Annotated in this window: 25 protein-coding genes and 3 tRNA genes; 6 read left to right on the top strand and 22 right to left on the bottom strand. The window is 71.2% G+C overall.

Going from position 1 to position 26489, the window contains the following annotated elements:
* Nucleotides 1–20 precede the first annotated feature (20 nt).
* Both ACFYW8_RS22855 and ACFYW8_RS22860 read right to left on the bottom strand, forming a co-directional pair.
* Nucleotides 21–359 carry a hypothetical protein gene (locus ACFYW8_RS22855; RefSeq protein WP_365871062.1) on the bottom strand — a complete coding sequence of 113 codons (339 nt, stop codon included), beginning with the start codon at nt 357–359 and terminating at the stop codon, nt 21–23.
* A gap of 61 nt (nt 360–420) precedes the next feature.
* On the bottom strand, nt 421–1281 hold the full coding sequence (locus ACFYW8_RS22860) for an alpha/beta fold hydrolase (protein ID WP_389078885.1): 861 nt from the start codon (nt 1279–1281) through the stop codon (nt 421–423).
* A gap of 64 nt (nt 1282–1345) precedes the next feature.
* Here ACFYW8_RS22860 and ACFYW8_RS22865 point away from each other — a divergent pair, with 64 nt between their 5' ends.
* Nucleotides 1346–1879 carry a cysteine hydrolase family protein gene (locus ACFYW8_RS22865; RefSeq protein ID WP_389078890.1) on the top strand — a complete coding sequence of 178 codons (534 nt, stop codon included), beginning with the start codon at nt 1346–1348 and terminating at the stop codon, nt 1877–1879.
* A gap of 108 nt (nt 1880–1987) precedes the next feature.
* On the opposite strand, the gene ACFYW8_RS22870 is transcribed toward ACFYW8_RS22865, so the two are convergent.
* The 11 genes from ACFYW8_RS22870 to ACFYW8_RS22920 form a co-directional block, all read right to left on the bottom strand.
* Complete coding sequence (locus tag ACFYW8_RS22870; protein ID WP_261702565.1) at nt 1988–2380, bottom strand: PPOX class F420-dependent oxidoreductase; 393 nt, start codon at nt 2378–2380, stop codon at nt 1988–1990.
* Nucleotides 2377–3909: an FAD-dependent monooxygenase gene (locus ACFYW8_RS22875; RefSeq protein WP_389078897.1), complete on the bottom strand. Its 1533-nt coding sequence runs from the start codon at nt 3907–3909 to the stop codon at nt 2377–2379. The genes ACFYW8_RS22870 and ACFYW8_RS22875 overlap by 4 nt, the downstream gene beginning before the upstream one ends.
* The gene (locus ACFYW8_RS22880) at nt 3906–5474 is read right to left on the bottom strand and encodes an MFS transporter (protein ID WP_365871070.1); all 1569 of its coding nucleotides are present in this window, start codon (nt 5472–5474) and stop codon (nt 3906–3908) included. The genes ACFYW8_RS22875 and ACFYW8_RS22880 overlap by 4 nt, the downstream gene beginning before the upstream one ends.
* Before the next feature lie 214 nt (nt 5475–5688).
* Nucleotides 5689–6726, bottom strand: coding sequence for a ketoacyl-ACP synthase III family protein (locus ACFYW8_RS22885; RefSeq protein ID WP_389078904.1), 1038 nt, complete (start codon nt 6724–6726; stop codon nt 5689–5691).
* A complete protein-coding gene (locus ACFYW8_RS22890; RefSeq protein ID WP_389078909.1) occupies nt 6713–7597 on the bottom strand; it encodes an HAD family hydrolase in 885 nt (294 codons plus the stop codon). The genes ACFYW8_RS22885 and ACFYW8_RS22890 overlap by 14 nt, the downstream gene beginning before the upstream one ends.
* Nucleotides 7598–7601: 4 nt before the next feature.
* Nucleotides 7602–8567, bottom strand: coding sequence for an aldo/keto reductase (locus ACFYW8_RS22895; RefSeq protein WP_389078914.1), 966 nt, complete (start codon nt 8565–8567; stop codon nt 7602–7604).
* A gap of 17 nt (nt 8568–8584) precedes the next feature.
* Nucleotides 8585–9817 (bottom strand): beta-ketoacyl-[acyl-carrier-protein] synthase family protein, encoded by a 1233-nt coding sequence (locus tag ACFYW8_RS22900; RefSeq protein WP_365871078.1) that lies wholly within the window; start codon nt 9815–9817, stop codon nt 8585–8587.
* On the bottom strand, nt 9814–10053 hold the full coding sequence (locus tag ACFYW8_RS22905; protein WP_389078919.1) for an acyl carrier protein: 240 nt from the start codon (nt 10051–10053) through the stop codon (nt 9814–9816). Before ACFYW8_RS22905 ends, ACFYW8_RS22900 begins: the two co-directional genes overlap by 4 nt.
* A 17-nt stretch (nt 10054–10070) precedes the next feature.
* The gene (locus tag ACFYW8_RS22910) at nt 10071–11126 is read right to left on the bottom strand and encodes a beta-ketoacyl-ACP synthase III (protein WP_365871083.1); all 1056 of its coding nucleotides are present in this window, start codon (nt 11124–11126) and stop codon (nt 10071–10073) included.
* Nucleotides 11123–12115 (bottom strand): AfsA-related hotdog domain-containing protein, encoded by a 993-nt coding sequence (locus ACFYW8_RS22915; protein ID WP_389078924.1) that lies wholly within the window; start codon nt 12113–12115, stop codon nt 11123–11125. Before ACFYW8_RS22915 ends, ACFYW8_RS22910 begins: the two co-directional genes overlap by 4 nt.
* A 166-nt stretch (nt 12116–12281) precedes the next feature.
* The gene (locus tag ACFYW8_RS22920; RefSeq protein WP_389078929.1) at nt 12282–12410 is read right to left on the bottom strand and encodes a hypothetical protein; all 129 of its coding nucleotides are present in this window, start codon (nt 12408–12410) and stop codon (nt 12282–12284) included.
* Between the two features lie 109 nt (nt 12411–12519).
* Between ACFYW8_RS22920 and ACFYW8_RS22925 the strand changes: the two genes are divergently transcribed.
* On the top strand, nt 12520–12666 hold the full coding sequence (locus tag ACFYW8_RS22925; RefSeq protein WP_389078933.1) for a hypothetical protein: 147 nt from the start codon (nt 12520–12522) through the stop codon (nt 12664–12666).
* 60 nt (nt 12667–12726) lie between these two features.
* Here ACFYW8_RS22925 and ACFYW8_RS22930 read toward each other — a convergent pair whose 3' ends face one another.
* The 5 genes from ACFYW8_RS22930 to ACFYW8_RS22950 form a co-directional block, all read right to left on the bottom strand.
* The gene (locus ACFYW8_RS22930; protein ID WP_365871091.1) at nt 12727–13134 is read right to left on the bottom strand and encodes a PIN domain nuclease; all 408 of its coding nucleotides are present in this window, start codon (nt 13132–13134) and stop codon (nt 12727–12729) included.
* The gene (locus ACFYW8_RS22935) at nt 13131–13364 is read right to left on the bottom strand and encodes a type II toxin-antitoxin system VapB family antitoxin (protein ID WP_365871093.1); all 234 of its coding nucleotides are present in this window, start codon (nt 13362–13364) and stop codon (nt 13131–13133) included. The genes ACFYW8_RS22930 and ACFYW8_RS22935 overlap by 4 nt, the downstream gene beginning before the upstream one ends.
* Before the next feature lie 334 nt (nt 13365–13698).
* Nucleotides 13699–13772 (bottom strand) — tRNA-Ile (locus tag ACFYW8_RS22940).
* A 165-nt stretch (nt 13773–13937) separates the two neighbouring features.
* Nucleotides 13938–14010: transfer RNA gene (locus tag ACFYW8_RS22945), tRNA-Asn, on the bottom strand.
* Between the two features lie 5 nt (nt 14011–14015).
* Nucleotides 14016–14088: transfer RNA gene (locus tag ACFYW8_RS22950), tRNA-Asn, on the bottom strand.
* A 144-nt stretch (nt 14089–14232) separates the two neighbouring features.
* Between ACFYW8_RS22950 and ACFYW8_RS22955 the strand changes: the two genes are divergently transcribed.
* The 4 genes from ACFYW8_RS22955 (at nt 14233) to ACFYW8_RS22970 (ending at nt 19893) form a co-directional block, all read left to right on the top strand.
* On the top strand, nt 14233–14538 hold the full coding sequence (locus ACFYW8_RS22955) for a YtxH domain-containing protein (protein ID WP_389078940.1): 306 nt from the start codon (nt 14233–14235) through the stop codon (nt 14536–14538).
* Nucleotides 14539–14612: 74 nt separating this feature from the next.
* Nucleotides 14613–16067 carry an FGGY family carbohydrate kinase gene (locus ACFYW8_RS22960; protein WP_365871095.1) on the top strand — a complete coding sequence of 485 codons (1455 nt, stop codon included), beginning with the start codon at nt 14613–14615 and terminating at the stop codon, nt 16065–16067.
* A gap of 164 nt (nt 16068–16231) precedes the next feature.
* Nucleotides 16232–17965 carry an ABC transporter ATP-binding protein gene (locus ACFYW8_RS22965; protein ID WP_365871097.1) on the top strand — a complete coding sequence of 578 codons (1734 nt, stop codon included), beginning with the start codon at nt 16232–16234 and terminating at the stop codon, nt 17963–17965.
* Nucleotides 17965–19893: an ABC transporter ATP-binding protein gene (locus ACFYW8_RS22970; protein WP_365871099.1), complete on the top strand. Its 1929-nt coding sequence runs from the start codon at nt 17965–17967 to the stop codon at nt 19891–19893. Before ACFYW8_RS22965 ends, ACFYW8_RS22970 begins: the two co-directional genes overlap by 1 nt.
* A gap of 138 nt (nt 19894–20031) precedes the next feature.
* Here ACFYW8_RS22970 and ACFYW8_RS22975 read toward each other — a convergent pair whose 3' ends face one another.
* The 4 genes from ACFYW8_RS22975 to ACFYW8_RS22990 all read right to left on the bottom strand — a co-directional run bounded on the left by ACFYW8_RS22975 (nt 20032) and on the right by ACFYW8_RS22990 (nt 26427).
* On the bottom strand, nt 20032–21336 hold the full coding sequence (locus ACFYW8_RS22975; protein ID WP_365871101.1) for an RNA polymerase sigma factor: 1305 nt from the start codon (nt 21334–21336) through the stop codon (nt 20032–20034).
* A 236-nt stretch (nt 21337–21572) separates the two neighbouring features.
* On the bottom strand, nt 21573–23477 hold the full coding sequence (dnaG, locus tag ACFYW8_RS22980) for a DNA primase (protein ID WP_389078951.1): 1905 nt from the start codon (nt 23475–23477) through the stop codon (nt 21573–21575).
* Between the two features lie 145 nt (nt 23478–23622).
* Nucleotides 23623–24888 (bottom strand): FAD-dependent oxidoreductase, encoded by a 1266-nt coding sequence (locus ACFYW8_RS22985; protein ID WP_365871105.1) that lies wholly within the window; start codon nt 24886–24888, stop codon nt 23623–23625.
* A gap of 93 nt (nt 24889–24981) precedes the next feature.
* Nucleotides 24982–26427 carry a deoxyguanosinetriphosphate triphosphohydrolase gene (locus tag ACFYW8_RS22990; RefSeq protein ID WP_389078955.1) on the bottom strand — a complete coding sequence of 482 codons (1446 nt, stop codon included), beginning with the start codon at nt 26425–26427 and terminating at the stop codon, nt 24982–24984.
* Between the last annotated feature and the right edge of the window lie 62 nt (nt 26428–26489).

The raw sequence follows: 26489 nt of genomic DNA on the forward strand, positions 1-26489 counted from the left end.
TCCGGCACGGACAGGTGCGCTCAAGCAGTGCCCGTGAACCGGGATATCGCCGCCGTCAGCGGATCCGAGAAGGACACCTCGTCAAGGCGGTAAGAAGGGCGCCGGCTGCGCAGCGCCTGGAGGAAATCGCTTTCCGCGTCCTGGCCTCCGGCGTCGGCGGCCGGAGCCGCGAGGGGTTCACCGGCCGGCTTGCCGGAGCCGTCGGCGGCGGGCACGCGAGGGGCGCCGCCGGGCTCCGGGACGTGCGGCAGCGTGGCATGACCGTGCGCCTCGGGCTTGGGGCATCCGCCCGGCACCGCGCCCCCGTGCGGTCTCGGCCGCGCGTGCCGGGGAGCGGCCCTGCCGGTTGCGTGACGCATCACAGTCTCCTTCGTACGCGATTCGTGTCCGACGGCCGTGCCGGGGAGCGGGATCCGGCGGTCAGGTCCGGCGCAGGTGGTCGACGACCAGCGACCTGATGGTCGACGACCAGTGCGGCGGGAAGATGTGGCCCATGCCTGCGATCCGCCACAGGCGTGCCCCGCGGATCACCCGGTGCAGTTCCTCGCCGTGCTCCAGCGGAAGGACCGGGTCCTGCTCGCCGTGCACGACGAGGGTCGGCACGTCGAGGGCGGCGATCCGGCCGGTCAGCGGGGGCGTGCGGTCCAGGGCCGCCGCGTGACGCCAGGAGGTGTCGGGCTCACGGCCGCGGGACATCACGCGCCGGACCAGGTCGGCCCAGTAGGCCTGGTCGAACGGCACGGCGGGCCCCACCAGCACCCGCCAGCCGTCGACCGCCGCGGCCATGGACTCCTCGGGCCCCCGCGGCGGGGACTCGGTGAGCCGTGCGGCCCGCTCCAGCATCGGCGGGCGCGGACCGGGCAGTCCGGTGCGCGGCGGCAGCCGCACGTCGCCGTTCGCGTCCGGGGAACTGGACAACAGCACCAGCGACCTGACGAGTTCGGGCCGGTCGAGCGCGAGCAGCTGGGCCACCATGCCGCCGACGGACTGGCCCACCACATGCGCCGAGCCCAGACCGAGCCCGACGATCACGTCGGCGGCGTCCGCGGCCAGCGTCGACAGGTCGTACTCGCCGCCGGACTTGCCCGACCTGCCGGTGTCCCGGTGGTCGTAGCGAACCGCGAAGTACCCGTCCGCGGCGATCAGCCGGCACAGCTCGTCCGGCCACACGATGCCCGGCGCCGTGCCGCCCATCACCAGCAGCACCGCCGGATCGCGTCGGCTGCCGAACGTCTCCGTCCACAGTCGCAGGCCGTCCTGCGTCGCGATTGGCCTCTCCATCGGGCTCTGTTTTCCCCTTGGTAGGGTGCGGTGGACCGCTGATCATCCGCCCTGGGGGAACTGAATGACCCGCGCACACACGGCACTTGTCCTGGTTGATCTGCAACGGTGGATCGTCGACATGCCGTGGCAGCCGGCCGGCGGCGATGTCGTGAGCGACGCCTGCGAAAGGCTGCGCGAGCACTTCGCGAGCACCGGCTCCTCGACCGTCGTCCTCGTCCGGTACGTACGAGCCGACGGCGCCGACGGGGGCGTCGACGCCGCCCCCAACCAGTTGGTCCCCGGTCTCGAACCGCGGGCCGGCGAAAGCCTGGTGACCAAGCACGGCCTCGACGCCTTCGAGGGCACCGATCTCCACGACCGCCTGAGCGGCGAAGGCGTCACCCAGGTCGTGATCGCCGGTCTGTCCACCGCGCACGGCGTCGCCGCCACCGCCGCGACGGCGCTGCGCCTGGGCTACGAAGTGGTCGTCGTCTCCGACGCCACCGCCAGCGTGGACGAGGCGCAGCACCGCGAGGCACTCGACCGGCTCACCGCGCTCGGCGCGCGCACCGGCCTGGTCTCGGACTTCGTGGCCGCCACGGTCGGCGGGAGCTGACCCCGGGGCCGCGAAGGTGCCGGCGGGAGCCGGCCTTCGCGGCCCGGCGGGTCGCCGTGGTGCGGCCTCAGGCCGACCGGTTCACCGGTGCGGCCTCAGGCCACCGGTTCACTGGTGGCTGACCGCCGTGGGCTTGACCACGTAGACGATGCGGTGCGCGACGTCCGGCGGCGGGCCGTCCAGCTTCATCCCGTACCGCTCCGCGAGCTGCGCGAAGAACTCGCCGGACGAGTCGTCGTCGATCCGCACCACCTCGCCGCGGATCTCCAGGTAACGGTAGGGCTGCTCCGGGTCGTTGACCGACACCGCGACGTGCGGGTCGGCCGTGATGTTCTTGTACTTGTAGCGGACCGTCGTGTTGGTGAAGCGGACGTACTCTCCGTCCCAGGAGAACCACATGGGGTTCACCTGCGGACCGTCGCCCGCCGCCCGGATCGTGGCCAGATGGCCGAAGAGCGGCCGCTCCAGCAGGTCCCGGTGGCTTTCCGGAATGAGGCTCATACGGTGTGTTCCTTCACTTTCCGTTGTTCGTCCTGCCCGGCACCGAGCAGGGGGCGGAACAGGTCCGTCAGTCGTGCCCGCGTCGCGCGGGCGTCCCTGGTGATCGAATCCACGTGACCGTCCGGCCGGACGAGCACGAGGGCGGGTTTTCCGCGGTGCGCCCCGGTGCGGCGGTGCGGCCCGGTGCGGACGTCGAGCACCGCGCCGAGCCGGTCCGCGCACCACCGTGTCAGCTCACGAGCCGACTCGTCCCGCGACCCCGTCAGGATCAACGTGTGGCGCAGATCGTCGAGTTCCCCGCGCAGCGGCTGCGGCACCAGCGCGCCGGGCACGAACCCGGCCGTCTTCTTCCCGGCCGAGGGTTCGGTCCGGTATCTCGTCCGCAGCCCGGCGAGCCACGGAATGTACGCCAGGTCGAAGAGACGCAGGCCCGACGCGACACGCAGCAGGCTGTCGCGCAGGAGGACCTGGTGGCCCTTGCGCAGCAGCCACAGCTTCGTCTGCACGTCGGCCTGGCGCACCACCGCGCGCGCCGCGTCCCCGCGCTCGCTCACATAGGTGTCGAGCAGCCGTTCGGCGGTGTGCCCGTGCCAGACGAGGGCGAGCTTCCAGGACAGGTTGTGGGCGTCGTTGACACCGGTGTTGAGGCCCTGCCCGCCGGCCGGGCTGTGGATGTGCGCGGCGTCCCCGATCAGGAAGACCCTGCCGTCCCGTGTCGTGTCTGCATGCCGCGCGTGCACGTTGAAGACACTGATCCAGTCGGGGTCGCGAAGCCGGATGCCGCCGGGCCCGCGCTCGTCGACCAGGCTCTGCACCATGTCCAGGTCGACGTCCTCCTGGTTCACCCCGGGCGGCGCCGAGGTGAACACGCGCCAGCGTCCGTCCGGCAGGCCGCAGGCCACCAGGATGCCTCGCGGTGAGCAGAAGTAGTGCGTCATCCGGTGGTCGAAACGGGTGTCGACCATCACGTCCGCGACCACGAACCGCAGTTCGTACGTGGATCCTTCGAAGCCGATGCCGAGCCGGCCGCGGACCGTGCTGCTCGCCCCGTCCGCCCCGATGACGTACGCGAACTCCTCCTCGTGCTCGGTGCCGTCCTGGTGGCGCAGCCGGGCACGGACCCGGTCGTCCAGCTGCTCGAAGCCGAGCAGTTCGGTACGCCACCGCACGGCGCCGCCGACCGAGGCGAAGTTGGTCCGCAGGACCTCCTCGATGTCCGGCTGCGGGCAGATCAGCGGCCGGGTCTCCGCTCGGTAGCGGAGGTCGGCTATGACCTTCCCGTCGGAGTAGTACCGCATCTGCGACTGGGGCAGCGCACGGGTGGCGAGCATGTCCTGCCCGCCGACCCGGTGGATCAGCTCGACGGTACGCGGCCACAGGCCCAACGCCTTCGACAGCGTGCTGGGGCCGTCGGCCCTGTCCACGCAGCGGACCGGTACGCCGCGCCGGGTGAGTTCGGTCGCCGCGGTGAGCCCGGCCGGTCCCGCGCCCGCGACCAGGACGGGGAGCGCCTCCGCGGGGGCGGTCATACGGTGGCCTTCTCGACGGCGGGTTCGGCGGCCGCGGCCGGCCGGACGCGCTCGCGCAGCATCACGCTCACCAGCACGGCGCTCGCGGCACAGATGGCGACGACCACCCACAGCACCAGGTGCAGACCGTCGGTGTAGCTGTCGGCGAGCAGGTCGAGGAAGCCGGAGCGGGCGGAACGGGCGACGGTGCCGGCCGCCCCGGCCGTGTCGCCGGCGATCACGCGGTCGGCCATGGCGCCCGCGTCGACGCCGTTCGCGCCCCGGACCGCGGACAGGCCGTCGGAGATGTGCGAGCGCGTCGAGTTGAGCAGCACGGCGCTCATCACGGCGATGGCGAACGCCTCACCGGCCAGGCGCATCGTGTTGAAGAGGCCGGCGGCGGCACCCATCTGCGCCGGCTCCACGGAGGTGATCGCCGCGCCGTCCACCAGACCGGCAGTCATGCCCATCGAGACGCCGAGCAGGAGCAGCGGACCGGCCAGTGCCACCACCGTCGCGTCCGGGTCGATCAGGGTGAGCCAGCCCGCGCCCACCGCGGCGACCACGAGGCTCAGGGTGAGGACGAGCCGGGTGGACACGCCGTTCTTGACCAGCTTGCCGACGACGAGCGGAACCACCAGGACCGGCAGGGTGAGCAGCATCATCGTGGCGCCCGAGGCGTTCGTGCTCATCCCCGCGACCCCGGTGAAGTACGTGGGCAGCAGCACCAGCAGGCACACGAAGCTGAAGGACAGCGCGACGGGGATCAGCGAAACCGCCATGAAGCGGCCCTGCTTGAGGAGCGAGAGCTGGATCATGGGCTGGCGCTGCCGCAGTTCGGCGACGGCGAACAGTGCCATCAGTACGACCGCCGCGGCGAACAGCAGCAGCGTTCCACCGCTCGTCCAGCCCTGCTGCGGCCCCTGGACGATGGCGTACATCAGGCAGAACAGGGACAGCGTGAACGTCGTGATGCCGGCCCAGTCGACCTTCGTCGCGGCGGGGTTCCTCGACTCCGGCATCAGCGGCACCGCGACGAGCACGAGCACCGAGATGACCAGGTGCGAGAAGAACACCGAACGCCAGCCGAAGGTGTTGACGAGCAGACCCGCGGTCGAGGGGCCGAGTGCCAGGCCGGCACCGGCCGAGGAGCCGAGGATCGCGAAGGCCCGCGCCTGGGCGGCTCCCTCGAACGTCGTGGCCAGTATCGCGGCGCCCGAGGTCATCACCGCCGCGGCCCCGAGTCCGGCCAGCGCACGTGCCACGTCGAGCACCGTGATGCTCGACGTCACCGCGCTGGCCAGGGTCGACAGGCCGAACAGGACGGTACCGGCGGTGAACATCCGCCGTCGGCCGACGATGTCCGCGAGCGAGCCGCAGCCCAGCATGAAGCAGGCGAAGGCGAGGTTGTAGGCGTTGACCACCCACTGCAGCGAGGCGAGCCCCACGTGCAGATCGGAGTTGATCTCCGGAAGCGCGACGGAGGTACCGGTCAGCGAGGCGGGCAGGACCAGGACGGCGAGACAGACCGCGACGAGCGTCAGTGTCGGATTGCCGCGACCGGTGTCCGGACGAGCCGTACTCATGAAACGTCCCCTTCCAGGGGGTTGATGGGGGGAGTTGACGGGGGGATGGATGTACGGGTGGGGGGATCGGTGTGACGAGTGGGGGGATCGGTGTGACGAGTGGGGGGATCGGTGTGCGGGAGGGGGGATGGCCGTACGGGAGTGCGGATGGGTGTAACGGGAGAGGGCATGGATGTAACGGGTGGGACAGGCGTACGGGTGGGGGCCGAGTGGGTCAGCGGGCGGGCCGGGCGACGACCGCGCAGGTGAAGCCGAAGCCCCCGCCCGCCGAGATGGCGACGGCGATGTCACCCGGCCCGAGGAGCTCCCGCTCCCGGATGTCGGCCAGATTCGCGGCCATGTCTCCGGCCCCCAAGTGGCCCGTCCGGTTGCCCAGTTCGACGATCTGGGCCTTGGTCAGACCCTCGACCGCCGGGTGGTACGTCTCGCGGCGGACCTTGATGCCCACCCTGGGGAGGGCGAGAACCCGGATGCGAGGGTCGTCGACGTCGATGCCGGCCTCCTCCAGCGCGGTCGTGACGATGCCGCGCAGGGCGAGGTGCACTCCGCCGTAGAAGCCGTCGAGGCCGACATCGTTGATGAACGCCTTCTTGGTGCGCTTGACGTCGATCCGGTCGCTGTTCCACCGGGTCGCCGGGGTGAACTCGTCCCGGCCCCGGTGCAGTCCCTCGGCCGCCGAGACGGCGGCGCTGGACAGGCCGAGGAGCGTGAACTCGTCGAGGAGGTCGTCGCGTTCGTGCAGCAGGATCGCCGTCGCGCCGTCGCCGTAGAAGACGCCGTAGTCACCCGCCCAGCGGTCGAAGCCCTCGTCGGGGAAACGGTCGCCGGTGGTGACCAGCGCGGTGCCGGTGGTGCTGTCGGCCAGGAGCCGCGACGCGGCCGCCTCCAGCGCGGTGCCGCCGCCGTTGCACATCACCTGGATGCCCAGCGGTACACCGCGCACCGCGCCGACCCGGTGCGCCACGTAGTGCGCGGGTGACCAGAAGTCGTGGCCCTGGTGATGGATCCAGGCATGCGCGGTGAAACCGAGGTCGGCGCCGTCCCAGCCCGCCGCGTCGAGCGCGCCGTGCGCCGCCTGCACCGCCATGTCCGGCGCCGAGACCGTTCCCGAGACCGGGACCTCGGTGACGCCGGTGTTCGTCAGGTCGTCCTCCGCGATCCTGCCCCGCGCGACGGCGTCCACGGCGGTCTCGACGGTCTCCGGCAGACAGGTCCTGACGGCCCTGATCCCCAGTCCGTTACCGAGTCGCATAGTTGGGTTCCTCCGTGCTCGACGCGGGTGGGGTGGATGGAGCGGATGGGGTGATGGGAGCGGCTGGGGTGATGGGAGCCGGTCGGGCGGACGGAGCGAGCGGGGCTGCCGGAGGGGAGGCGGACGGGTGCCTGGACGGGTCCGCAGCGGCGGACCCCTGTGCCGCCGCTGCGGACCCGCCGGTCCCCGGCAAGCGGATCCAGCCGAACCGGTCCGCGTGTTCGGCGAGCACCGGGTCGGCCCCGACCACCCCCGCACCACCCACGCAGGTCAGCAGTGGCAGATCCGACGCGTGGTCGCCGTACGCCACGCAATCCCCGGGACGTGCGCCCGACCGCTTCATCAGCGCGCGGGCGGCCGTGGCCTTCGCCTCGCCGATCATCACGCCGCGCACCTCGCCGGTGTAGCGGCCGACGACCACCTCGGGCTCGCCGCACAGCAGGTGGTCCGCTCCGAGGTGCTCCGCGATCGGGTCGAGGCAGGCCCGGAACGACCCCGAGACGAGCGCGACCTGGCACCCCTCGGCCCGGAACCGGCGCAGCTCCCGTACGGCCTCCTCGTGGAAGAAGCCGTCCCGCTGCCGCTCGCGGGCGAACCAGCGGCGCCCGCTCTCGGCGACGGCGGTCTGTTCCATCCCCGCGTAGTTGCGGTAGTAGGCGCGGTTGGTCTCCTCGCGGGGCACGCCGGCCCGTGCCGCCCGCGTCAACTCGCCGGCTGCCGCCCGGTACCGGTCCGGATCGGCCAAGTGGAACTCCAGGAAGGAGAACATGCTCTTGGTGTCGATGAGCGTCTCGTCGACATCGAAGAACGCGATCCGGACGGGCCCGGCGGACCTCGGCCCGCCCCCGGTGGGCCGGGTGTCGTCGCTCATGCGCTCAGTACCTGCTTCCGACCGCGGCGGGCAGCGCGGCCAGATCGGCCAGGTCCTCCTCGGTGAGGCGGACCTCCACCGCGGCCAGGTTCTCCCGCAGATAGCGGGAGTTCTTGGTGCCGGGGATCGGCACCACCCTCTCGCCCTGCGCCAGCGTCCAGGCGATGGCCACCTGGGCGGGCGTGACGGAACGTCGGTCGGCGACCTCCCGGATCACGTCGACGATGCGCTGGTTCGCCTCCATCGCGGTGCGGTGGAAGCGCTCGTTGGCGGTGCGGAAGTCGCTGTCCTCGAACTGGCCGGCGTGCAGCGTCCCGGTGAGGAAGCCGCGGCCCAGCGGCGCGAACGGGATGAAGCTCGCCCCCACGCTCTCGCACCAGCCGACCATCCCGCCCGACTCGCCCTCCAGCGCGTCGCGTGTCCACAGCGAGAGTTCGGACTGGACGGCGGTCACCGGGTGGATCTCGTGCGCCTCGCGGGCCTGTGCGACGGTGGCCTCGGACAGGCCGAGCCAGCGCACCTTGCCCTCGTCGACGAGCTCCGCCATCAGGCCCCAGGTCTCCGCGAGCGGGACGGCGGGGTCGATGCGATGGACGTAGTAGAGGTCGATGACATCGATGTTCAGCCGTCGCAGGCTGGCCTCGACCGCCGTACGCAGATAGGCCGGTGAGTTGTCGCGGTGGGCCGCCCGGTGCTGGAGGTCGTCCAGGACGATGCCGAACTTCGTCGCGACGACCGCCTCGTCCCGGCGGCCCGCGAGGGCCTTGCCCAGCAGCGTCTCGTTGTGGCCCGCTCCGTAGAGATCGGCCGTGTCCAGCAGGTTCCCGCCGAGGTCCAGTGCCTCGTTGATGACCCGGATGGAGCGTTCGTCGTCCCGGGCGGACTCCTGGTAGAGCCAGCTCATGCCCATGCACCCGAGGCCGACGCCACCGATCCTGATTCCCGTGTTGCCCAGATTCCTCAGGCGCACGTTTCCTCCTTTTCTCTTCAGACAGCCGCGAATACGAGTGCGGCGTTGTGGCCGCCGAAACCGAGTGATGTGCTCACCGCGACCTCCAGGTCGGCCTTTGCCGCCTTGCCCCTCGTGACGTCGAGGTCGATCTCGGGGTCGAGCTCGGTGAGGTTGGCCGTCGGCGGGACCACGCCGTGGCGCAGCGCCAGCGCGGTGAAGGCGGCCTCGATGGCGCCGGCGGCGGCGAGCGCGTGGCCCGTGACGCCCTTGGTCGAGGTGACCAGCGGACGCTCGCCCAGGACCCGGCGCAGCACGCGGCCCTCGGCGACGTCGTTGAGCGGGGTGGAGGTGCCGTGCGCGTTGACGTGGTCCACCTCGTCCGTCCCGGCGCCCGCGTCGGCGAGGGCGGCGCGCAGGGCGCGCTCCATCCCGGCTCCGCTCGGGTCGGGAGCGGTGGCGTGGTACGCGTCCGTCGACGAGCCGAAGCCGATCACGTTCGCGTAGGCCGAGGCGCCGCGCGCCCGCGCGTCCTCGGGCCGCTCCAGTACGAGGATCCCCGCGCCCTCCGCCGCGACGAAGCCGTCGCGCGCCGCGTCGAACGGCCTGGACGCGGCGCCCGGGTCCTCGCGCCGCCCCGAGAGCCCGCCCATCCGCGTCAGGCCGGTGATGGTCGCGGGCGTCAGGGCGGCCTCGGCTCCGCCGGCGAGCACCACGTCGCAGGTCCCGGACCGCAGCAGGTCCCGGGCCAGGCCGATGGCGTTGGAGCCGGACGCGCAGGCGGTGGCGGTGACCATGCTCGGCCCGAACGCCTTGACGTCGATGGCCGTGTGGCCCGCGACCATGTTCGACATCCCCATGGGGATCATCAGCGGGGAGACGCTCTTGGGCGCGTCCTCCAGGAAGCGGCGGTGCTGCTGCTCCCACGTTCCCGTACCGCCGAGGGAGTTGCCGATGATGACGCCCACGCGGGTGCCGTCCCAGCTCTCCGGGTCGAGGCCCGCGTCGGCCACCGCCTGGCGGGCGGCGACGATCGCCAGCTGTGTGAAGCGGTCCAGCCGCCAGGCGTTGCCCGGCCCGAGCAACTCCCCGGCGTCGAAGCCCGGCACACGGCAGGAGAAGTCGACCGGGAGACCGGCGAGTCCGGGATCGAAGGCGGCGGTCGGCCGGCCGGAGCACACACGCTCCCAGCTCGTCCGCGCGTCGAGGCCGGCGGCGGTCACGAGTCCGACACCCGTGATCGCCACGGCCCCGTTCGAGGGGTGGGTCACGCGCGCACGCCCTGGGACTCGATGAGCTCGACGGTCTCCCCTATGGTCGTCTCGCCCTGGAGTTCGTCGTCGGTGAGGTCGACCCCCAGCTCCCTGTTGATGATCATGGTCAGCTCGATCAGCGCGAGCGAGTCGAGGGCGAGGTCCTTGTAGGAGATGTCCGGCTCGATCTTCGCTGCGGGCACGCCGAGCTGGGAGACGAGCAGACCGGTCAGCTTTTCCTGTACAGCACTCATGTTTGCGCTTCCTTCGTTCACTTCGTTCGGTTCGTGCAGGTGGATTCGGCAGGCGCCGGGGGACCCGGCAGTGGTTCGACGGACACCTCGGGAAACTCCAGGGCCGCGGCCCCCCAGGTGAGGCCTCCGCCGAAGCCGCACAGCAGCACCCGGTGTCCCGGTGCGATCGAGCCGGTGTGCACCGCGTCGGTCAGCGCCAGCGGGATGGAGGCGGCGACCGTGTTGCCGACCCGGTCGAGGTTGACCACCAACTTCTCCTCGGGCAGCCCGAGTTCATTGCCCACGGCGGTCAGGATGCGGATGTTCGCCTGATGGGCGACGAGCCGGTCGACGGACTCGACGGGCCAGTCGAGCTGTTTCGCCAGCCGCCGCGACGACTCGCTCATCCGCGTCACGGCGTTGCGGAACACCGAACGGCCCCGCATCGTGAAGAACTCGTCACCCGGTTCGGTGAGGCCCTTCGAGCGGTGTTCGGACCCGCCGCCCGGCACCGTGATCAGGTCGGCCTGGGAACCGTCGCTGGCCAGGTCGAACCCGAGCATCGCGCCGCGTTCGCGCGGACTTCCGGCGCGCAGCACCATCGCTCCCGCGCCGTCCCCGAAGATCGCCCTGTTCGTACGGTCCCCGGGGTCGAGGATGGTGGAGAAGGTGTCGGCGCCGATCACCAGGGCGCTGTCGGCGATCCCCGCCCGGATCATGCTCGACGCGGTCGCCAGGGCGTACACGAACCCCGTGCACACGGCGGCCACGTCGAACGCGGGTATCTCTCCGAGCCCGAGCCGGCTGGCCACTTCCGGCGCCGTGGCCGGGCACGGATGGTCCGGGGTGCTCGTGGCGAGGACGAGGAGGTCCACCGACTCCGTACCCGCCGAGGCGAGTGCCCGGGCCCCGGCCTCGACCGCCACGTCCGAGGTGGACAGGCCGGGCGGGACCACGAACCGCTGCCGGATCCCGGTACGGGTGGTGATCCATTCGTCCGAGGTGTCGAACCGCCGGGCGAGGTCTTCGTTGGTGATCCGCGTCGGCGGCAGCCAGCCTCCGAGTCCCGCCAGTACGGCGGCCCGTCCGCTCACCGGGCGCTCCGGTGCGACGCGGGGACGGCGGTGGTCTCCACGGTGCCGGACGCGACCTCCTCGCCGTTCTGCCGGAAGGCGATCCGGAAGGCCTGGACCCCGTCGCCGCCGTCGGGCACCACGCTGACCGTGGTCGGCGCGTCGAGTTCGGCGAACTTGGCGAAGCCGAGGTCGAAGCCGACCAGCGTGGTCCGCTCCGCGGGCCGGCCGAGGAGCCGGGCGCCGGCGAGCAGGGCGGCCTGCCGCGCCGCCTCCGTGAGCACCATGCCCGGCAGGTGGTCCTGCGCGTGGTCGAACATGCTCGGGTTGTCGTTGGGGATCCGCACCCCGGCGGAGATTCCGTCGCCGTCGCGCACGGGGTCGACGAGCAGCGCGTTGACCGGGTTCGCGCGCCCGAGGTCCTGGGGGGCGACCGTCGCCGGGACGGTCGCGACGTCGTCGGACGAGACGGGCGGACTGCCGCGCCGCTTCGAACGGACGAAGGAGTACGTCCCCGACGACAGGTAGCCGACCGCCATACGGGCCTCGCCGACCTCCTCGCCGAGGAGCAGGAAGCGCATCCCATAGGCGACGGACCGGGCCGGCGCGGTCGCGTCGGCGGGCCGGTCGGTCGTGACCTCCACGGTCAGCTCCGCCGGGTCGCCGGAGTACGCGGTGAACAGGCCGGGCAGCCGCATGGACCACGACTGCAGGACGAACTTCGTGTCGCCGTCGACGCCGAGGTGCGTGTGCGCGCCGTACGTCTCGGCCTGCCGGGCGCACTCCAGGAGCAGGATCGGGTCGACGACCGTGTGACCGATGTGGTCGGTGAAGTAGGCGTGCGAGGAAGGGAGCTGGGCGCCCGCGAGAAAGCTCTGCCCGTCCACCGCCGTGGTGTCGGTGAGGAACACTTCCGACAGGGCCCGGCGATGGAGGAGACGCCGGTCGACGGACCGGACGAACTCCAGTGCCCGGACACCGGACGCAAAGGTACTTGTTGACACCGTCATCGGTGGCTAACCCCCCTACCGGTGGCGCGGCGCCACTCGCGCCGACGCTCCCGGAATCTCGTAGTCGTGCACCCCGGACCAACACGTCCGCGGTTGACGATGACGAAACTAGCCACGCCGTCTTTCGTCCCGCTGTCGGAGCGTGTAAGGGGTCGGCCTGCCGCTGTCAGGGCAGGGACAGGCCGCTGAGCGGGTCGCAGACGGGGGCCGCCGCGAGGATCTCCGGGAGGGCCACGGACAGGGCAGCGGGGAGGACCACAGCGAGGTCGCCGACAAACCCATCGGGAGTGGCCACCGAGTGGGTCGCCGCAACAAGCGCGGGCCGCACAGGACCCCCTCGTGGACTGCCAGGGCCACGTTCCGGATGCCGCGGGGTCCTTCAACAGCCCGTAGGGAGACGCCTCGTGCAGCCGGTCAAGGTCGTCGGCCTGCCGGGGTGGGCTGCGGACGCCGCCGCACGGCTCGCGGAGGCCACCCTTGCCGCACGGCTCGTGGATCCGCACGGCGCGGCAGCCGCACTCAGGGGACCGACCGAGTTCGCCCCGGGGTAGTGACGTGGTCGTCGGTCAACGAAACTCCGACAGCCCGACAAGCGGACCGGCGCCGGGAGATCAGGCTCGCGCGTCTCGCTGCTGCACTTCCTTGAGCACTCCGGCCACCGTCGCGAAGTCGTTGTCCACGTGAAGGACGGTGTGGCCGTGGTGGACCGCTGTCGCACACACCAGCAGGTCGATCGGACCTGCCGCGCGATGCTGGCCCCGCTGAGTGAGTTTGTACTGGGCGGTGTCGACCCAACGCCAGGCGCTCTTCGGAACCGGAGAGAGCAGGCAGAGCGCGTCCAACTCCTCCGCGAGCTCATCCCGGTGGGAGGGGCTGGTGGCCGAGTAGAGGAACTCGGTACGGGTCGGCTCGCAGATGTGGAACACCCCGGCAGCGATGTGTCCCTCCCACGGGCGCAGCGCCCCGGGGGTGCGGAACAGATGCCACAGAGCGGAGGTGTCCAGCAGATACGTGATCACTCGAAGGCCGCGAGCCGGGCGCGCTTCGACGCGTCACGCGCCGCCGACGCCTGCTCGAACTCGCCTCTCGCGCCCCGCGCGGCGAGCTTCTCGGCGGCTTCGAGCCGCTTGATCCGGGCCACGTAGTCCCGAAGGGCCGCGTTCACGGTCTCCTTCTTCGTCGTGGCGCCCATGAGCCGCATGGCTTCAGTCAGCGCCTCGTCATCGAGATCGATCTGTGTGACCGACATCGAGCCACCACCTCCCGACATCCACGATGTATGCGTTCAGCGTACATCGCCAACATCGGATGGGTTCAGTACGCGACGGAACTCTGCTCTTCGGGAACGCCTCCCGGTGCGCCGCAAGCCGCTTCGGGGAGGGGGCGGAGCCGTTGACGGTGTGCTCCAGCCGAGGGACGGTCAGGCCGTCCGGGTGACAACGGATTTGGCCGGGGCACGGGCCTCCGGCGGGCCCTGACGATCATGAGACCGCGACCGGGCGGGGCGCCCGCAGGGGCCCTCAACTCGCCTGACCAGTCAGGGAAGTTACTGGTCACATCGATTCTGCACGCGTAGCGCGTAGTGGGGCGGGTGGGACTCGAACCCACGGCCGACGGATTATGAGTCCGCTGCTCTAACCGGCTGAGCTACCGCCCCGTTACGGCGCGCCGCGCACATTTGTGCGCGCCGTCTGCCGCAGCATAGCCGCTCATACGATCTCCTGCTTCGGATGGTCGGCATCGCGCGACCATGACGACTTCGGCATGCCCTGGGCGGCTCCCGCGGGCATGAAAAAGGACCCCGAAGGGCCCTCTTTCACTGCTCTCCCGACTGGACTCGAACCAGTAACCTGCCGGTTAACAGCCGGCTGCTCTGCCAATTGAGCTACAGGAGATCGAGCTCCCCCGACTGGACTCGAACCAGTAACCTGCCGGTTAACAGCCGGCTGCTCTGCCAATTGAGCTACGGAGGATTGATCTTTGCATCGAACGCACCTACCTGGGTATTCGCCAGGAAGCGTGCGCCCGCTGCGACACATACATTAGCGCAAGCAGGGGGGTGCTCCGCCAATCGGTTCCCTCCGTACCGATGCCGACGCAAGGGAAGGGTGGCCGTCATGCGCTACCGGCTCACGTTCGTCGCCGGACTGGCCCTGGGTTACGTGCTCGGCACGCGGGCCGGGCGCGAGCGCTACGAACAGCTGAAGAAGTCCATGCGCCAGGTCGCGCAGAACCCCGCCGTGCGCAACACCGCGGAGACCGCCGCCCACCAGGGCCGCGAGATCGCGGGCAAGGCGCTGCACACCGTGAGCGAGAAGGTGGGCGACCGCGTCCCCGACTCGGTCACGGACCGGGTGCGCTCCCTGCGGGAGCGGAACGCGGGCAGCACCGGCGAGGACGACTGGGGCACCAGTAATACCTAGGGACCGTTGGGCGCGCCGGGTCCTGTGTGACGGCCCGGCGCCGCCGAGCCCCGTCGTACGGCAGAATTTCCGCCATGGGGATAGTCGCCGGGCTGGACAGTGCGCCCGATTTCACTCGTATCGTCGTCTGCGACACCGAGACGGGTGCCGTGCTGAGGCAGGGTTATGCGCCACATCCGGTCGACGGCGGCGAGGGTGGCGGCCGTCCTTCCGACGTGGATCCGCAGGCCTGGCTGCTGTCCCTGGGCGAGGCCGCGGGAGGCGGGCTCCTCGAAGGCGTACAGGCCATCGGCGTGTCCGCCCAGCAGAACGGGCTCGTCCCGCTGGACGCGCAGGGCAACACCGTGCGCCCCGCGATGGTCGGCGGTGACAAGCGGGCGCAGGTCGCGGCGGCCGATCTGATCGACGCGCTCGGCGGCCGCGAGGCGTGGGCGCAGGCGGTGGGCAGCGTCCCGCAGGCCGCGCAGCCGGTGACCAAGCTGCGCTGGCTGAACAAGACCGAGCCCGAGGCCGCGCGGCGCACCAGCATGCTGCTGCAGGCCCACGACTGGCTGGTGTGGCAGCTCCTCGGCCGGCCCGTACGCAGGACCACGGACCGGGGCGGCGCCTCGGGGACCGGGTACTGGTCGGCGGCGACCGGCGCGTACCGGCCCGACCTCATCGAACTGGCGCTCGGCCACCAGGCCGGGCTGCCGGACGTCCTCGGCCCCTCCGAGGCCGCCGGAACCACGCCCGAGGGGCTGCTGATCTCCGCCGGGACCGGCGAGACCATGGCGGCGGCGTTCGGGCTCGGCATCGGGCTCGGCGACGCGGTGGTGTCGCTGGGCGCCTCCGGCTCCGTGATGGCCGTCCACACCGAGGCGCTGGTGGACTCCACCGGCATGATCACCTCTCTGGCGGACGCGACCGGCATGCATCTTCCGGTCGTCAGCACGCTCAACGCCGTACGGGCCCTGCGCGGGGCCGCCGAGCTCCTCGGCGTGTCCGACCTGGAGAGCCTGTCCGACCTGGCGATGAAGTCGACACCGGGCTCCCACGGGCTCGTCCTCCTGCCGTACCTGGAGGGGGAGCGCACCCCGAACCTGCCGCACACGGCGGGCACGTTGGCCGGCCTGCGCCGGGAGTCGATGAAGCCCGAGCACATGGCGCGGGCGGCCTTCGAGGGCATGCTGTGCGGGCTCGCGGACGCGCTCGACGTGCTGCGCGGCCGGGGTGTCGACGTACGCCGGATATTCCTGCTCGGCCAGGCCGCCGAGCTGCCCGCCGTCCAGGCCGTCGCGCCCGCGCTGTTCGGCGCCCAGGTCGTCGTACCGCAGCCCGCCGACTACGCGGCGCTCGGCGCGGCCCGTCAGGCGGCCTGGGCCCTCGGCGCCTCGCAGGGCACCCTCGACCCGCGGACCCCGCCAGCCTGGCAGGGTCCGGTCGCCCAGGTGCTGGAGCCGGGTGACGAACTCGCCGTGGGGCAGGCCGTACGACAGCAGTACGTGACCGTACGCGAACAGACGCATCCGGGGGCGTTCCGGCCGTAACCCCTCCGCGGGCGTACGTCCGAAGGCGGAGGCGGGCTCCTTTTTTGGACCGCACTTGGGTTAATCGGTTGAGGTAACGCGGGTGGAGTGCCCGACGATAGGGGGTGGTGCACCATCCACCGCCTGCCGATCACCCCGCCACCGACGATTCCGAGAGACCCCGCGTGCTCATACGACTCCTGCGGACCCACCTCAGTCCGTACAAGAAACCCATCGCCCTGCTGGTGCTGCTGCAGTTCCTGCAGACCTGCGCCACGCTCTACCTGCCCACCCTGAACGCGCACATCATCGACAACGGTGTCGTGAAGGGTGACACGGGCTACATCCTGACCTTCGGCGCCCTGATGATCGGCATCTCGCTGACCCAGGTCGTCTGCAACATCGGGGCCGTCTACTACGGCGCCCGTACGGCGTCCGCGGTCGGCCGGGACATCCGGGGCGCCGTCTTCGACCGCGTCCAGTCCTTCTCGGCACGTGAGATGGGCCACTTCGGCGCGCCGTCGCTGATCACCCGCACCACCAATGACGTCCAGCAGGTGCAGATGCTCGCCCTGATGACGTTCACCCTGCTGGTGTCGGCACCGATCATGTGTGTGGGCGGCATCATCCTGGCCCTCGGCCTGGACGTCCCGCTGTCCGCGGTGCTCGTCGCGGTGGTGCCGACCCTCGGCATCTGCGTGACGCTCATCGTGCGCCGGCTGCGCCCGCTGTTCCGCACCATGCAGGTGCGCCTGGACACCGTGAACCGGGTGCTGCGCGAGCAGATCACCGGCAACCGCGTGATCCGCGCGTTCGTGCGCGACGGCTACGAGAAGGAGCGCTTCAAGGGCGCCAACACCGACCTCACCGAGACGTCGCTGGCCACCGGCCGGATGCTGGCCCTGATGTTCCCGATCGTCATGACGGTGGTGAACCTGTCGTCCATCGCGGTCGTCTGGTTCGGCGCCCACCGCATCGACAGCGGCGAGATGCAGATCGGCGACCTGACCGCGTTCCTGGCCTATCTGATGCAGATCGTGATGTCCGTCATGATGGCCACCTTCATGTTCATGATGGTGCCGCGCGCGGAGGTCTGCGCCGAGCGCATCCAGGAGGTCCTGTCCACCGAGAGCAGCGTGGTCCCTCCCCTCGCGCCCGTCCTGGAGCTGCGCAGGCACGGCCACCTGGAGATCCGCGAGGCCGGGTTCCGCTACCCGGGCGCCGAGGAGCCGGTCCTGAAGTCCGTCGACCTGGTCGCGCGCCCCGGTGAGGTGACCGCGGTCATCGGGTCGACCGGCAGCGGGAAGTCGACCCTGCTCGGCATGATCCCCCGCCTGTTCGACGCCACCGACGGCCAGGTGCTGGTCGACGGCGTGGACGTCGCGACCATCGAGCCGAAGCTGCTGGCCAGGACCGTCGGACTGGTCCCGCAGAAGCCGTACCTGTTCGCCGGGACCGTCGCCACGAACCTGCGGTACGGCAACCCGGAGGCGACCGACGAGGAACTGTGGCACGCGCTGGAGGTGGCGCAGGCCAAGGGCTTCGTCGAACAGCTGGAGAACGGTCTCGACTCGCCGATCGCGCAGGGCGGGACCAACGTCTCCGGCGGCCAGCGTCAGCGCCTGGCCATCGCACGCACCCTCGTACAGCGCCCCGAGATCTATCTCTTCGACGACTCCTTCTCGGCGCTCGACTACGCGACGGACGCGGCGCTGCGCGCGGCCCTCACCGCAGAGACCGCGGAGGCGACCGTGGTGATCGTCGCCCAGCGGGTGTCGACCATCAGGGAGGCCGACCGGATCGTGGTCCTCGACGAGGGCCGGGTCGTCGGCAGCGGTCGCCATCACGAGCTGATGGCGGACAACGAGACCTACCGGGAGATCGTGCTCTCCCAGCTGACGGAAGCGGAGGCCGCCTGATGGCCGGGCCTATGGGGCGCATGATGGCCGGGACCGGCCCTGACCAGCGCTCGATGGATTTCAAGGTGTCGGGCCGACGGCTCCTCACCCAGTTCAAGCCCGAGCGCGCCACGCTGTACGTGATGCTGGTCACCGTCGTGCTGAGCGTGGGGCTCTCGGTGGTCGGCCCGAAGATCCTCGGCAGGGCCACCGACCTGGTCTTCTCGGGGATCGTCGGACGCCAGATGCCGGCCGGGGCCACCAAGGCCCAGGCCCTCGACTCGCTGCGCGCGAACGGCAAGGGCGCCGTCGCCGACATGCTCTCGGGGACGGACTTCACCCCCGGCAAGGGCATCGACTTCACCGCCGTCGGGCACGTCCTGCTGCTCGCGCTGTGCACGTTCCTGCTGGCCGGCCTGCTGATGGCGGTGGCGACGCGGCTGGTGAACCGGTCCGTCAACAGGACCGTCTACCGCATGCGCGAGGACCTGCAGGCGAAGCTGTCGCGGCTGCCGCTGTCGTACTTCGACAAGCGCCAGCGCGGTGAGGTCCTCAGCCGCGCGACGAACGACATGGACAACATCCAGCAGACCCTCCAGCAGTCGATGGGCCAGCTCGTCAACTCGCTGCTGACCATCGTGGGCGTGCTCGCGATGATGTTCTGGGTGTCGCCGCTGCTCGCGCTCGTCGCGCTGGTCACGGTGCCGCTGTCGTTCGTCGTGGCCACCCGGGTCGGCAAGCGCTCGCAGCCGCACTTCGTGCAGCAGTGGCGCACCACCGGCAAGCTCAACGCCCACATCGAGGAGATGTACACCGGCCACAACCTGGTGAAGGTGTTCGGGCGGGCGGACGAGTCGGCGGCACTGTTCGCCGAGCAGAACGACAAGCTGTACGAGGCCGGGTTCAAGGCGCAGTTCAACAGCGGTGTCATGCAGCCGCTGATGATGTTCGTGTCGAACCTGAACTACGTCCTGGTGGCCGTCGTCGGCGGTCTGCGGGTGGCCTCGGGCTCGCTGTCGATCGGTGACGTGCAGGCCTTCATCCAGTACTCCCGCCAGTTCTCGATGCCGCTGACGCAGGTCGCGTCGATGGCGAACCTGGTGCAGTCGGGTGTCGCGTCGGCGGAGCGGGTCTTCGAGGTCCTCGACGCGGACGAGCAGGACGCGGACCCGAAGGTGTCGGCCCGTCCCGAGGAGCTGCGCGGGCGCGTGGCGCTGGAGAACGTCTCCTTCCGGTACGACCCGGAGAAGCCGCTCATCGAGGACCTCTCGCTGAAGGTGGAGCCGGGCCAGACGGTCGCCATCGTCGGCCCGACCGGCGCCGGCAAGACGACGCTGGTGAACCTGCTCATGCGGTTCTACGACGTCACGGGCGGCCGGATCACCCTCGACGGGGTCGATGTGGCGTCCATGTCGCGTGACGAGCTGAGGTCCGGGATAGGGATGGTGCTCCAGGACACCTGGCTGTTCGGGGGCACGATCGCCGACAACATCGCGTACGGGGCCTCGCGGGACGTCACCCGCGGGGAGATCGAGGAGGCGGCGCGCGCGGCGCACGCCGACCGGTTCATCCGTACGCTGCCCGAGGGCTACGACACGGTGATCGACGACGAGGGCTCGGGGGTCAGCGCGGGCGAGAAGCAGCTGATCACGATCGCCCGCGCGTTCCTGTCGGACCCGGTCATCCTGGTGCTCGACGAGGCGACCAGCTCCGTCGACACCCGGACCGAGGTGCTGATCCAGAAGGCGATGGCGAAGCTGGCGCACGGCAGGACGTCCTTCGTGATCGCCCACCGTCTGTCGACGATCCGGGACGCGGACACCATCCTCGTGATGGAGGACGGGTCCATCGTGGAACAGGGCGCCCACGCGGAACTGCTGGAGTCCGGCGGGGCCTACGCCCGCCTGTACCAGGCCCAGTTCGCGCAGGCGGTCGCCGAGGTCGACTAGCGGCCGGTTGCCGAACGCCGGAGGGGCTGAGAACCACGGTCCCTCCGGCGTACGGAGCCCTCCCGTTCACGGGCCCCTTCCGGCGTACGGGAACCCTCCCGTACGCGGGGAGTCCCGGCGCGCCGGTAGCCTCCCGCCTCAGTCCAGGTACCCGCGCAGCTGGTCCGCGAAGGCGTGGTCCCGCAGCTTGTTGAGCGTCTTGGACTCGATCTGGCGGATGCGCTCCCGGGTGACGCCGAAGATGCGGCCGATCTCCTCCAGGGTGCGCGGACGCCCGTCGGCCAGCCCGTACCGGAGCTGGACCACCTTGCGCTCCCGCTCGCCGAGCGTGGAAAGCACCGCCTCCAGATGCTGCCTGAGCAGCAGGAACGCCGCTGACTCCACCGGAGAGGTCGCGTCGCCGTCCTCGATGAGGTCGCCGAGGGCCACGTCGTCCTCCTCGCCCACGGGGGCGTGCAGGGACACCGGCTCCTGGGCCAGCCGCAGGACTTCGCTCACCCGTTCGCCGGTCAGGTCGAGATGGGCCGCGACCTCTTCGGGACTGGGCTCGTAACCGCGCTCCTGGAGCATCCGCCGCTGTACGCGGACCACCCGGTTGATCAGCTCGACCACGTGCACCGGGACGCGGATGGTGCGCGCCTGGTCGGCGAGCGCGCGCGACATGGCCTGCCGGATCCACCAGGTGGCGTACGTGGAGAACTTGTAGCCGCGGGCGTAGTCGAACTTCTCGACGGCCCTGATCAGGCCGAGGTTGCCCTCCTGGACCAGGTCGAGCATGGTCAGACCGCGGCCCACGTACCGCTTGGCCACGGAGACGACGAGCCGCAGGTTCGCCTCGATGAGCCGGCGCTTGGCCATCCGGCCCATGACGACGATCTTGTCCAGGTCCAGGGCGAGCTGGCTGTCCAGGTCGGGGGCGAGCCGGAGTTTCTCCTCGGCGAAGAGCCCGGCCTCGACGCGGCGGGCGAGGTCGACCTCCTCGGCCGCCGTGAGCAGCGGGATCCGGCCGATCTCCCGCAGATACTGGCGGAACAGGTCGGACGAGGGGCCACCGGTGTCGGCGGCGCGGCCTCGGACCGGCTCCACGGGTTCGGGGGCCTCGGCCTCGGTCTCCACCTCCACCTCCGCCCCGGGAGCCTCCCCGGGAGCCTCGGGGGGGCTCTCCGGCTCGGCCTCGGGGTGGTGCGCGGCACGGCGCTGCGCGGGGACCGCCGCGACGACGTCGGTATCCGCGTCCGTGTCGATGGTGCTGTCGGTCTGGGCGAGGGTCTGGGTCTGCACGGGGGCGACCTCCAGGAATGTCGCTGCTGAGGCGTGCGGCAGCGGTACGTCGGGGATGGGGTCGACGGCCTCGCCGCTGTCCATCCCGTAGTCGTTTGGCGGAACCGCGGGGATAGCGAACCCGTCGCGTGCGGGTCGGCCGCGCTCCGAGGACTCAGGCACCGGAACCCAGTGTGGAGTACGACACATCGCTGCCACGAGGGGCGTGCGGTGACTTTTTGCGTCCGGTCCGTGACCGCCTGGTTACTGTCCTGCACGAGTGCGCAGTTCAGGCAGGACGAAACCTGAGGAAGCCCGCACGGGATTGGCATGTGCGCCGGCCACCGGGACCGCCCGTCCTTCCCCGGCGGTCCCGGCGGTTCACTCGCGGAACATCCCCGGAACCCCGCCGTCCGGCCTCAGAGGGCTTCGGCGCCCTTCTCACGGAGCGCCTGCCCGTACTGCTGGAGAACCCACAACTCGTTCTGTACGGCGGCGAGCTGGGCCGGGTCGCCGCCCGCGCTGAGGCGGGACAGGGAGCCCTGGACGTCCCGGATGCGGCGGTCGACGGCGCGGCGGCGGACCATGACGAGCTGGTCTCCCGCGTACGTCTCGTCGACGGTCTTGCGCATGATCGCCTCGACGGCCAGCTCGGTGACCATCGCGCGCACCGTGTCGTCCGGGGCGGCGTCGCGGACCCGGATCAGATACTCCTGGGGGTCCTGGACGCCGTACTCGGCGCCGCCCGCGTCCATGACGGCCCGGCGTACCGCCGCGTAGGGCGCCGCGGTGAACTCGTCCATGCCGTACGCGTCGAACGCCGGGGCGACCAACTCCGGCCGCTGAAGGGCGAGTTTGAGCAGCTCGCGCTCGGTGGCGAAGACCGGGTTGCGCAGGGTGAGGGCCGGGCCGCCGCCGGTGGGCGCCTGGGTGGCGGCGTAGGTCTGCTGGGGTCGGCCGCCGGCCGGAGCGGGGCCCATGCCGCCGCGGTCGCGGGCCCAACGGGCCAGCTGGGACACCCTCTTGACGACGAACTGGGTGTCGAGGATGCCGAGCATGCCGGCGAGCTGCACGGCGACCTCGTGCTGTGCGCCGCTGTTCTTGATGCGGGCGACGATCGGGGCGGCCTCGTCGAGGGCGGCCGCGCGGCCCGCCGGGGTCTCCAGGTCGTAGCGCAGGACGATCTGGCGCAGTGCGAACTCGAAGAGCGGGGTGCGGGGTTCGACCAGGTCGGCGACGGCCGCGTCGCCCTTGGCCAGGCGCAGCTCGCAGGGGTCCATGCCGTCGGGCGCGATGGCGATGTAGGTCTCGGCGGCGAACTTCTGGTCGTCCTCGAAGGCGCGCAGGGCGGCCTTCTGGCCGGCCGCGTCACCGTCGAAGGTGAAGATCACCCGGGCCGAGCCGTTGTCCATCAGGAGCCGGCGGAGGATCTTGATGTGGTCGCCGCCGAAGGCCGTGCCGCAGGTCGCGATGGCCGTGGTGATGCCGGCCAGGTGGCAGGCCATGACGTCGGTGTAGCCCTCGACGACGACGGCCCGGCTGCTCTTGGCGATGTCCTTCTTGGCCAGGTCGATGCCGTACAGGACCTGGGACTTCTTGTAGATCGCGGTGTCGGGCGTGTTCAGGTACTTCGGGCCGTTGTCGGACTCGTACAGCTTGCGGGCGCCGAAGCCGACGACCTCGCCGCCGATGTCGCGGATCGGCCACATGAGGCGCCCGCGGAAGCGGTCGATGGGACCGCGGCGGCCCTCCTGGGCGAGGCCGGAGAGGACCAGCTCCTTGTCGGTGAAGCCCTTGCCGCGCAGATGACGGGTGAGGTGGTCCCAGCCCTGGGGGCTGTAGCCGACACCGAAGTGGGCGGCGGCGGCCTGGTCGAAGCCGCGCTCGGCGAGGAACGTGCGGCCGGTGTCGGCCTCGGGGCTGGTGTCGAGCTGCTCGATGTAGAACTTCGCGGCCGCCTGGTGGGCCTCGACCAGGCGGATGCGCTCGCCGCGCTGGTGGGCGGGGTTGTACCCGCCCTCCTCGTAGCGCAGCGTGATGCCGGCCTGGGCGGCGAGGCGCTCGACCGACTCGGAGAAGGTGAGGTGGTCGACCTTCATCACGAACGTGATGGTGTCGCCGCCCTCCTGGCAGCCGAAGCAGTGGAAGAGTCCCTTGCTGGGGCTGACCTGGAAGGACGGCGACTTCTCGTCGTGGAAGGGGCAGAGACCCTTGAGGTTTCCGCCGCCCGCGTTGCGCAGCTGGAGGTACTCGGACACCACGGCGTCGATCGGGACCGCGTCCCGAACAGCCTTCACGTCCTCGTCATTGATCCTGCCTGCCACGTGGTGATTCTACGGGGCAGCACCGACACTCCCGGGGCAGGTGAGCGACCACCCGGCCGGGGTCCGGGGGCGCGCCCCCGAAATCCCCGGCACGGACGGTTCGGGAGCCGGGCGACGCGTCGGTCACGGGGCCGGGCTCCGCCGCTCACGGGACCAGGCTCTCCAGCGGAACGTGCGGGTCGGCGAGCGCCTCGGTGTCCACCGCGGCCCGGGAGCGGATCAGCTGCTGGATCGGGTCCGTGACGTCCCACACGTTCACGTTCATCCCGGCCAGCAGTCTGCCCTCCTTCACCCAGAAGGCGATGAACTCCCGCTTGCCCGCGTCGCCGCGGACCACCACCTGGTCGTACGACCCCGGGGGCGCCCAGCCCGAGTACTCGAGACCCACGTCGTACTGGTCGGAGAAGAAGTAGGGCACGCGGTCGTACGCCGTCCCGCGGCCCAGCATCGAGCGGGCGGCGGCCGGTCCGCCGTTGAGGGCGTTGGCCCAGTGCTCGACGCGCAGCCGGGTGTCGAAGAGGCCGTGGTGGAAGGAGGCGACGTCACCGGCGGCGTACACATCGGGGTCGGAGGTGCGGAGCTGGTCGTCGACCGCGATGCCGCCGCCGTGCGCGCGGTCGGCCATCGTCAGGCCGGCGGCCTCGGCGAGGCCGGTGCGCGGGGCGGCGCCGATGGCCGCGAGGACGTCGTGGGCGGGGTGCTCCTCGCCGTCGTCGGTGCGGGCGGCCAGCACCATGCCGTCCTGGCCGACGATCTCGGTGAGCTGGGCCCCGAAGTGGAAGCGGACGCCGTGCTCGCGGTGCAGTTCGGCGAAGAGCTGGCCCAGCTCGGGGCCGAGCACGTTGTGCAGGGGGGTCGCCGCGGGTTCGACGACGGTGACCTCGGCGCCGTACTCGCGGGCCGCGGCGGCGACCTCCAGGCCGATCCACCCGGCGCCCGCGATGACGAGGTGCCCGTTGTCCCGGCCCAGCGCGGCGAGGACGCCCTTGAGCCGCTCGGCGTGGGCGAGGCGGCGCAGGTGGTGGACGCCGGCGAGGTCGGTGCCCGGGATGTCGAGGCGGCGCGGCTCGGCGCCGGTCACGATGAGCAGCTTGTCGTAGTGGACGAGGGTGCCGTCGTCGCCGAAGCGGACGGTCCTGGCCGTGCGGTCGATCGCGTCGACGGTCTGGCCGAGGTGCAGTTCGATGTCGTTCTGCGCGTACCAGGCGGGTTCGTGCACGAAGACGCTGTCGCGCTCCTCCTTGCCGAGGAGGTAGCCCTTGGACAGCGGGGGGCGTTCGTAGGGGTGGTCGCGCTCGTCGCAGATCAGTATCACGCGGCCGGTGAAGCCCTCCGCTCGGAGCGTCTCGGCCGCCTTGGCGCCTGCCAGGCCTCCTCCGACGATGACGAATGTCTGATCCGCGTCGACCACTTGATGCCTCCTCGTAAGGATGTCGCCATATGCGAGCGTCCCGCACGGAGCGTGATGCGGGAAGGGGTAGTGGCCCGATCAGGCCACGCAGGGTCACAGTTGTCCGCTCCCATGGGAACGCGTGGTGAGCCTGAGGTGCAGGGAACGCGCCGAGGCATCCGTGAGGGATGCGATCTGGTCGACGATCACGCGCTTGCGGGCGCGGTCGTCGGCCGCGTGGTCGAACAGTGCCCGGAACTGCGGATCCAGTATCCCGGGGGCGCGGGCGGTGAGCGCCTCGGCGAGCTCGGCGACGACGATCCGCTGGTCGGCGCGGAGCCGCTCCTGTTCGGCGCGCTGCATCACGTAGCGGTCGGCGACCGCCTTGAGGACGGCGCACTCGTGCCGGGCGGCTCGCGGGACGACCAGTTCCGCCGCGTACCGGGTGAGGCGTCCGCTGCCGTACCGGGCGCGGGTGGCGCCCTCCGCGGCCAGGCAGAAACGGCCGATGAGCTGGCTGGTGGCGTCCTTCAGCCGGGCCTGCGCGACGGCCGATCCGTCGTACCCGTGCGGCCACCACTCCTGGCCGAGGAGCCGGTCGAGGGCCTCGGCCAGCTCGGCCGGATCGGTGTCGTCGGGCACGTACCGCCCGATGGCGACGGCGAAGATCTCCTGGCGTTCCGGTCCGGAGTGCAGGCTGGCGGTGTCGATGTGGCCGGCGTGCAGACCGTCCTCGACGTCGTGCACCGAGTAGGCCACGTCGTCGGCCCAGTCCATCACCTGGGCCTCGAAGCACGTACGCGAACCGGGGGCGCCCTTGCGGATCCAGTCGAAGACCGGCCGGTCGTCCTCGTAGACCCCGAATTTCGGCGACTTGGGGTCGGTGGGGCGGGCGCCTCTCGGCCAGGGGTACTTGGTGGCGGCGTCGAGGGCGGCGCGGGTGAGGTTGAGACCGACGCTGACCAGGTCGTCGTCCGCCGCGGCGGAGGCCGAGGCCACCATGTCGCTGCGCACGAAGCGCTTGGGCTCGATCCGGGTGAGCAGGCGCAGCGACTGGGCGTTGCCCTCGAATCCGCCGCAGTCCTCCGCGAATTCGTTGAGCGCCTGTTCGCCGTTGTGCCCGAAGGGCGGGTGGCCCAGGTCGTGCGAGAGGCAGGCCGCCTCGACCAGGTCGGGGTCGCAGCCGAGGGCGGCGCCCAGTTCTCGGCCCACCTGGGCGCACTCCAGGGAGTGGGTCAGCCGCGTCCGCGGGCTGGCGTCCCATACCTGGATGGGCGCCCCGCCCGCTCCGGCGGGGCCGAGGACCTGGGGCAGGGTGCCGGGGGTGACGACCTGGGTCTTGCCGGCGAGGCGGCGCAGGGCCGCGGAGTGCAGCACGCGCGCGCGGTCGCGCTGGAAGGCGGTGCGGCCGGGGCGTTTGTCGGGCTCGACGGCCCAGCGCTCGACGGCCGACACGTCGTACTCATGGGGAGCCGCGTGGTTCTCGTACGTCTGCGGTGACTGTGGTGACTGTGGTGTCTGCGGTGCGGGGTCTGCGGTCTTCGGTGCCATGCCTTCCATGTAGTGACAGTAGACGCAGGCAATGACAATCGGGACGCCGTCGCCGACGGCGCGGTGTCAGG

This window comes from Streptomyces sp. NPDC002742 (genome assembly GCF_042888885.1).
In the GTDB taxonomy this organism is placed as follows: Bacteria; Actinomycetota; Actinomycetes; order Streptomycetales; family Streptomycetaceae; genus Streptomyces.

Bases quoted from the DNA above. Each gene is read 5' to 3' on its own strand.
- ACFYW8_RS22855 (WP_365871062.1), bottom strand. From the start codon at position 359: ATGCGTCACGCAACCGGCAGGGCCGCTCCCCGGCACGCGCGGCCGAGA.
- ACFYW8_RS22860 (WP_389078885.1), bottom strand. From the start codon at position 1,281: ATGGAGAGGCCAATCGCGACGCAGGACGGCCTGCGACTGTGGACGGAG.
- ACFYW8_RS22865 (WP_389078890.1), top strand. From the start codon at position 1,346: ATGACCCGCGCACACACGGCACTTGTCCTGGTTGATCTGCAACGGTGG.
- ACFYW8_RS22870 (WP_261702565.1), bottom strand. From the start codon at position 2,380: ATGAGCCTCATTCCGGAAAGCCACCGGGACCTGCTGGAGCGGCCGCTC.
- ACFYW8_RS22875 (WP_389078897.1), bottom strand. From the start codon at position 3,909: ATGACCGCCCCCGCGGAGGCGCTCCCCGTCCTGGTCGCGGGCGCGGGA.
- ACFYW8_RS22880 (WP_365871070.1), bottom strand. From the start codon at position 5,474: ATGAGTACGGCTCGTCCGGACACCGGTCGCGGCAATCCGACACTGACG.
- ACFYW8_RS22885 (WP_389078904.1), bottom strand. From the start codon at position 6,726: ATGCGACTCGGTAACGGACTGGGGATCAGGGCCGTCAGGACCTGTCTG.
- ACFYW8_RS22890 (WP_389078909.1), bottom strand. From the start codon at position 7,597: ATGAGCGACGACACCCGGCCCACCGGGGGCGGGCCGAGGTCCGCCGGG.
- ACFYW8_RS22905 (WP_389078919.1), bottom strand. From the start codon at position 10,053: ATGAGTGCTGTACAGGAAAAGCTGACCGGTCTGCTCGTCTCCCAGCTC.
- ACFYW8_RS22915 (WP_389078924.1), bottom strand. From the start codon at position 12,115: ATGACGGTGTCAACAAGTACCTTTGCGTCCGGTGTCCGGGCACTGGAG.
- ACFYW8_RS22935 (WP_365871093.1), bottom strand. From the start codon at position 13,364: ATGTCGGTCACACAGATCGATCTCGATGACGAGGCGCTGACTGAAGCC.
- ACFYW8_RS22955 (WP_389078940.1), top strand. From the start codon at position 14,233: ATGCGCTACCGGCTCACGTTCGTCGCCGGACTGGCCCTGGGTTACGTG.
- ACFYW8_RS22960 (WP_365871095.1), top strand. From the start codon at position 14,613: ATGGGGATAGTCGCCGGGCTGGACAGTGCGCCCGATTTCACTCGTATC.
- ACFYW8_RS22970 (WP_365871099.1), top strand. From the start codon at position 17,965: ATGGCCGGGCCTATGGGGCGCATGATGGCCGGGACCGGCCCTGACCAG.
- ACFYW8_RS22990 (WP_389078955.1), bottom strand. From the start codon at position 26,427: ATGGAAGGCATGGCACCGAAGACCGCAGACCCCGCACCGCAGACACCA.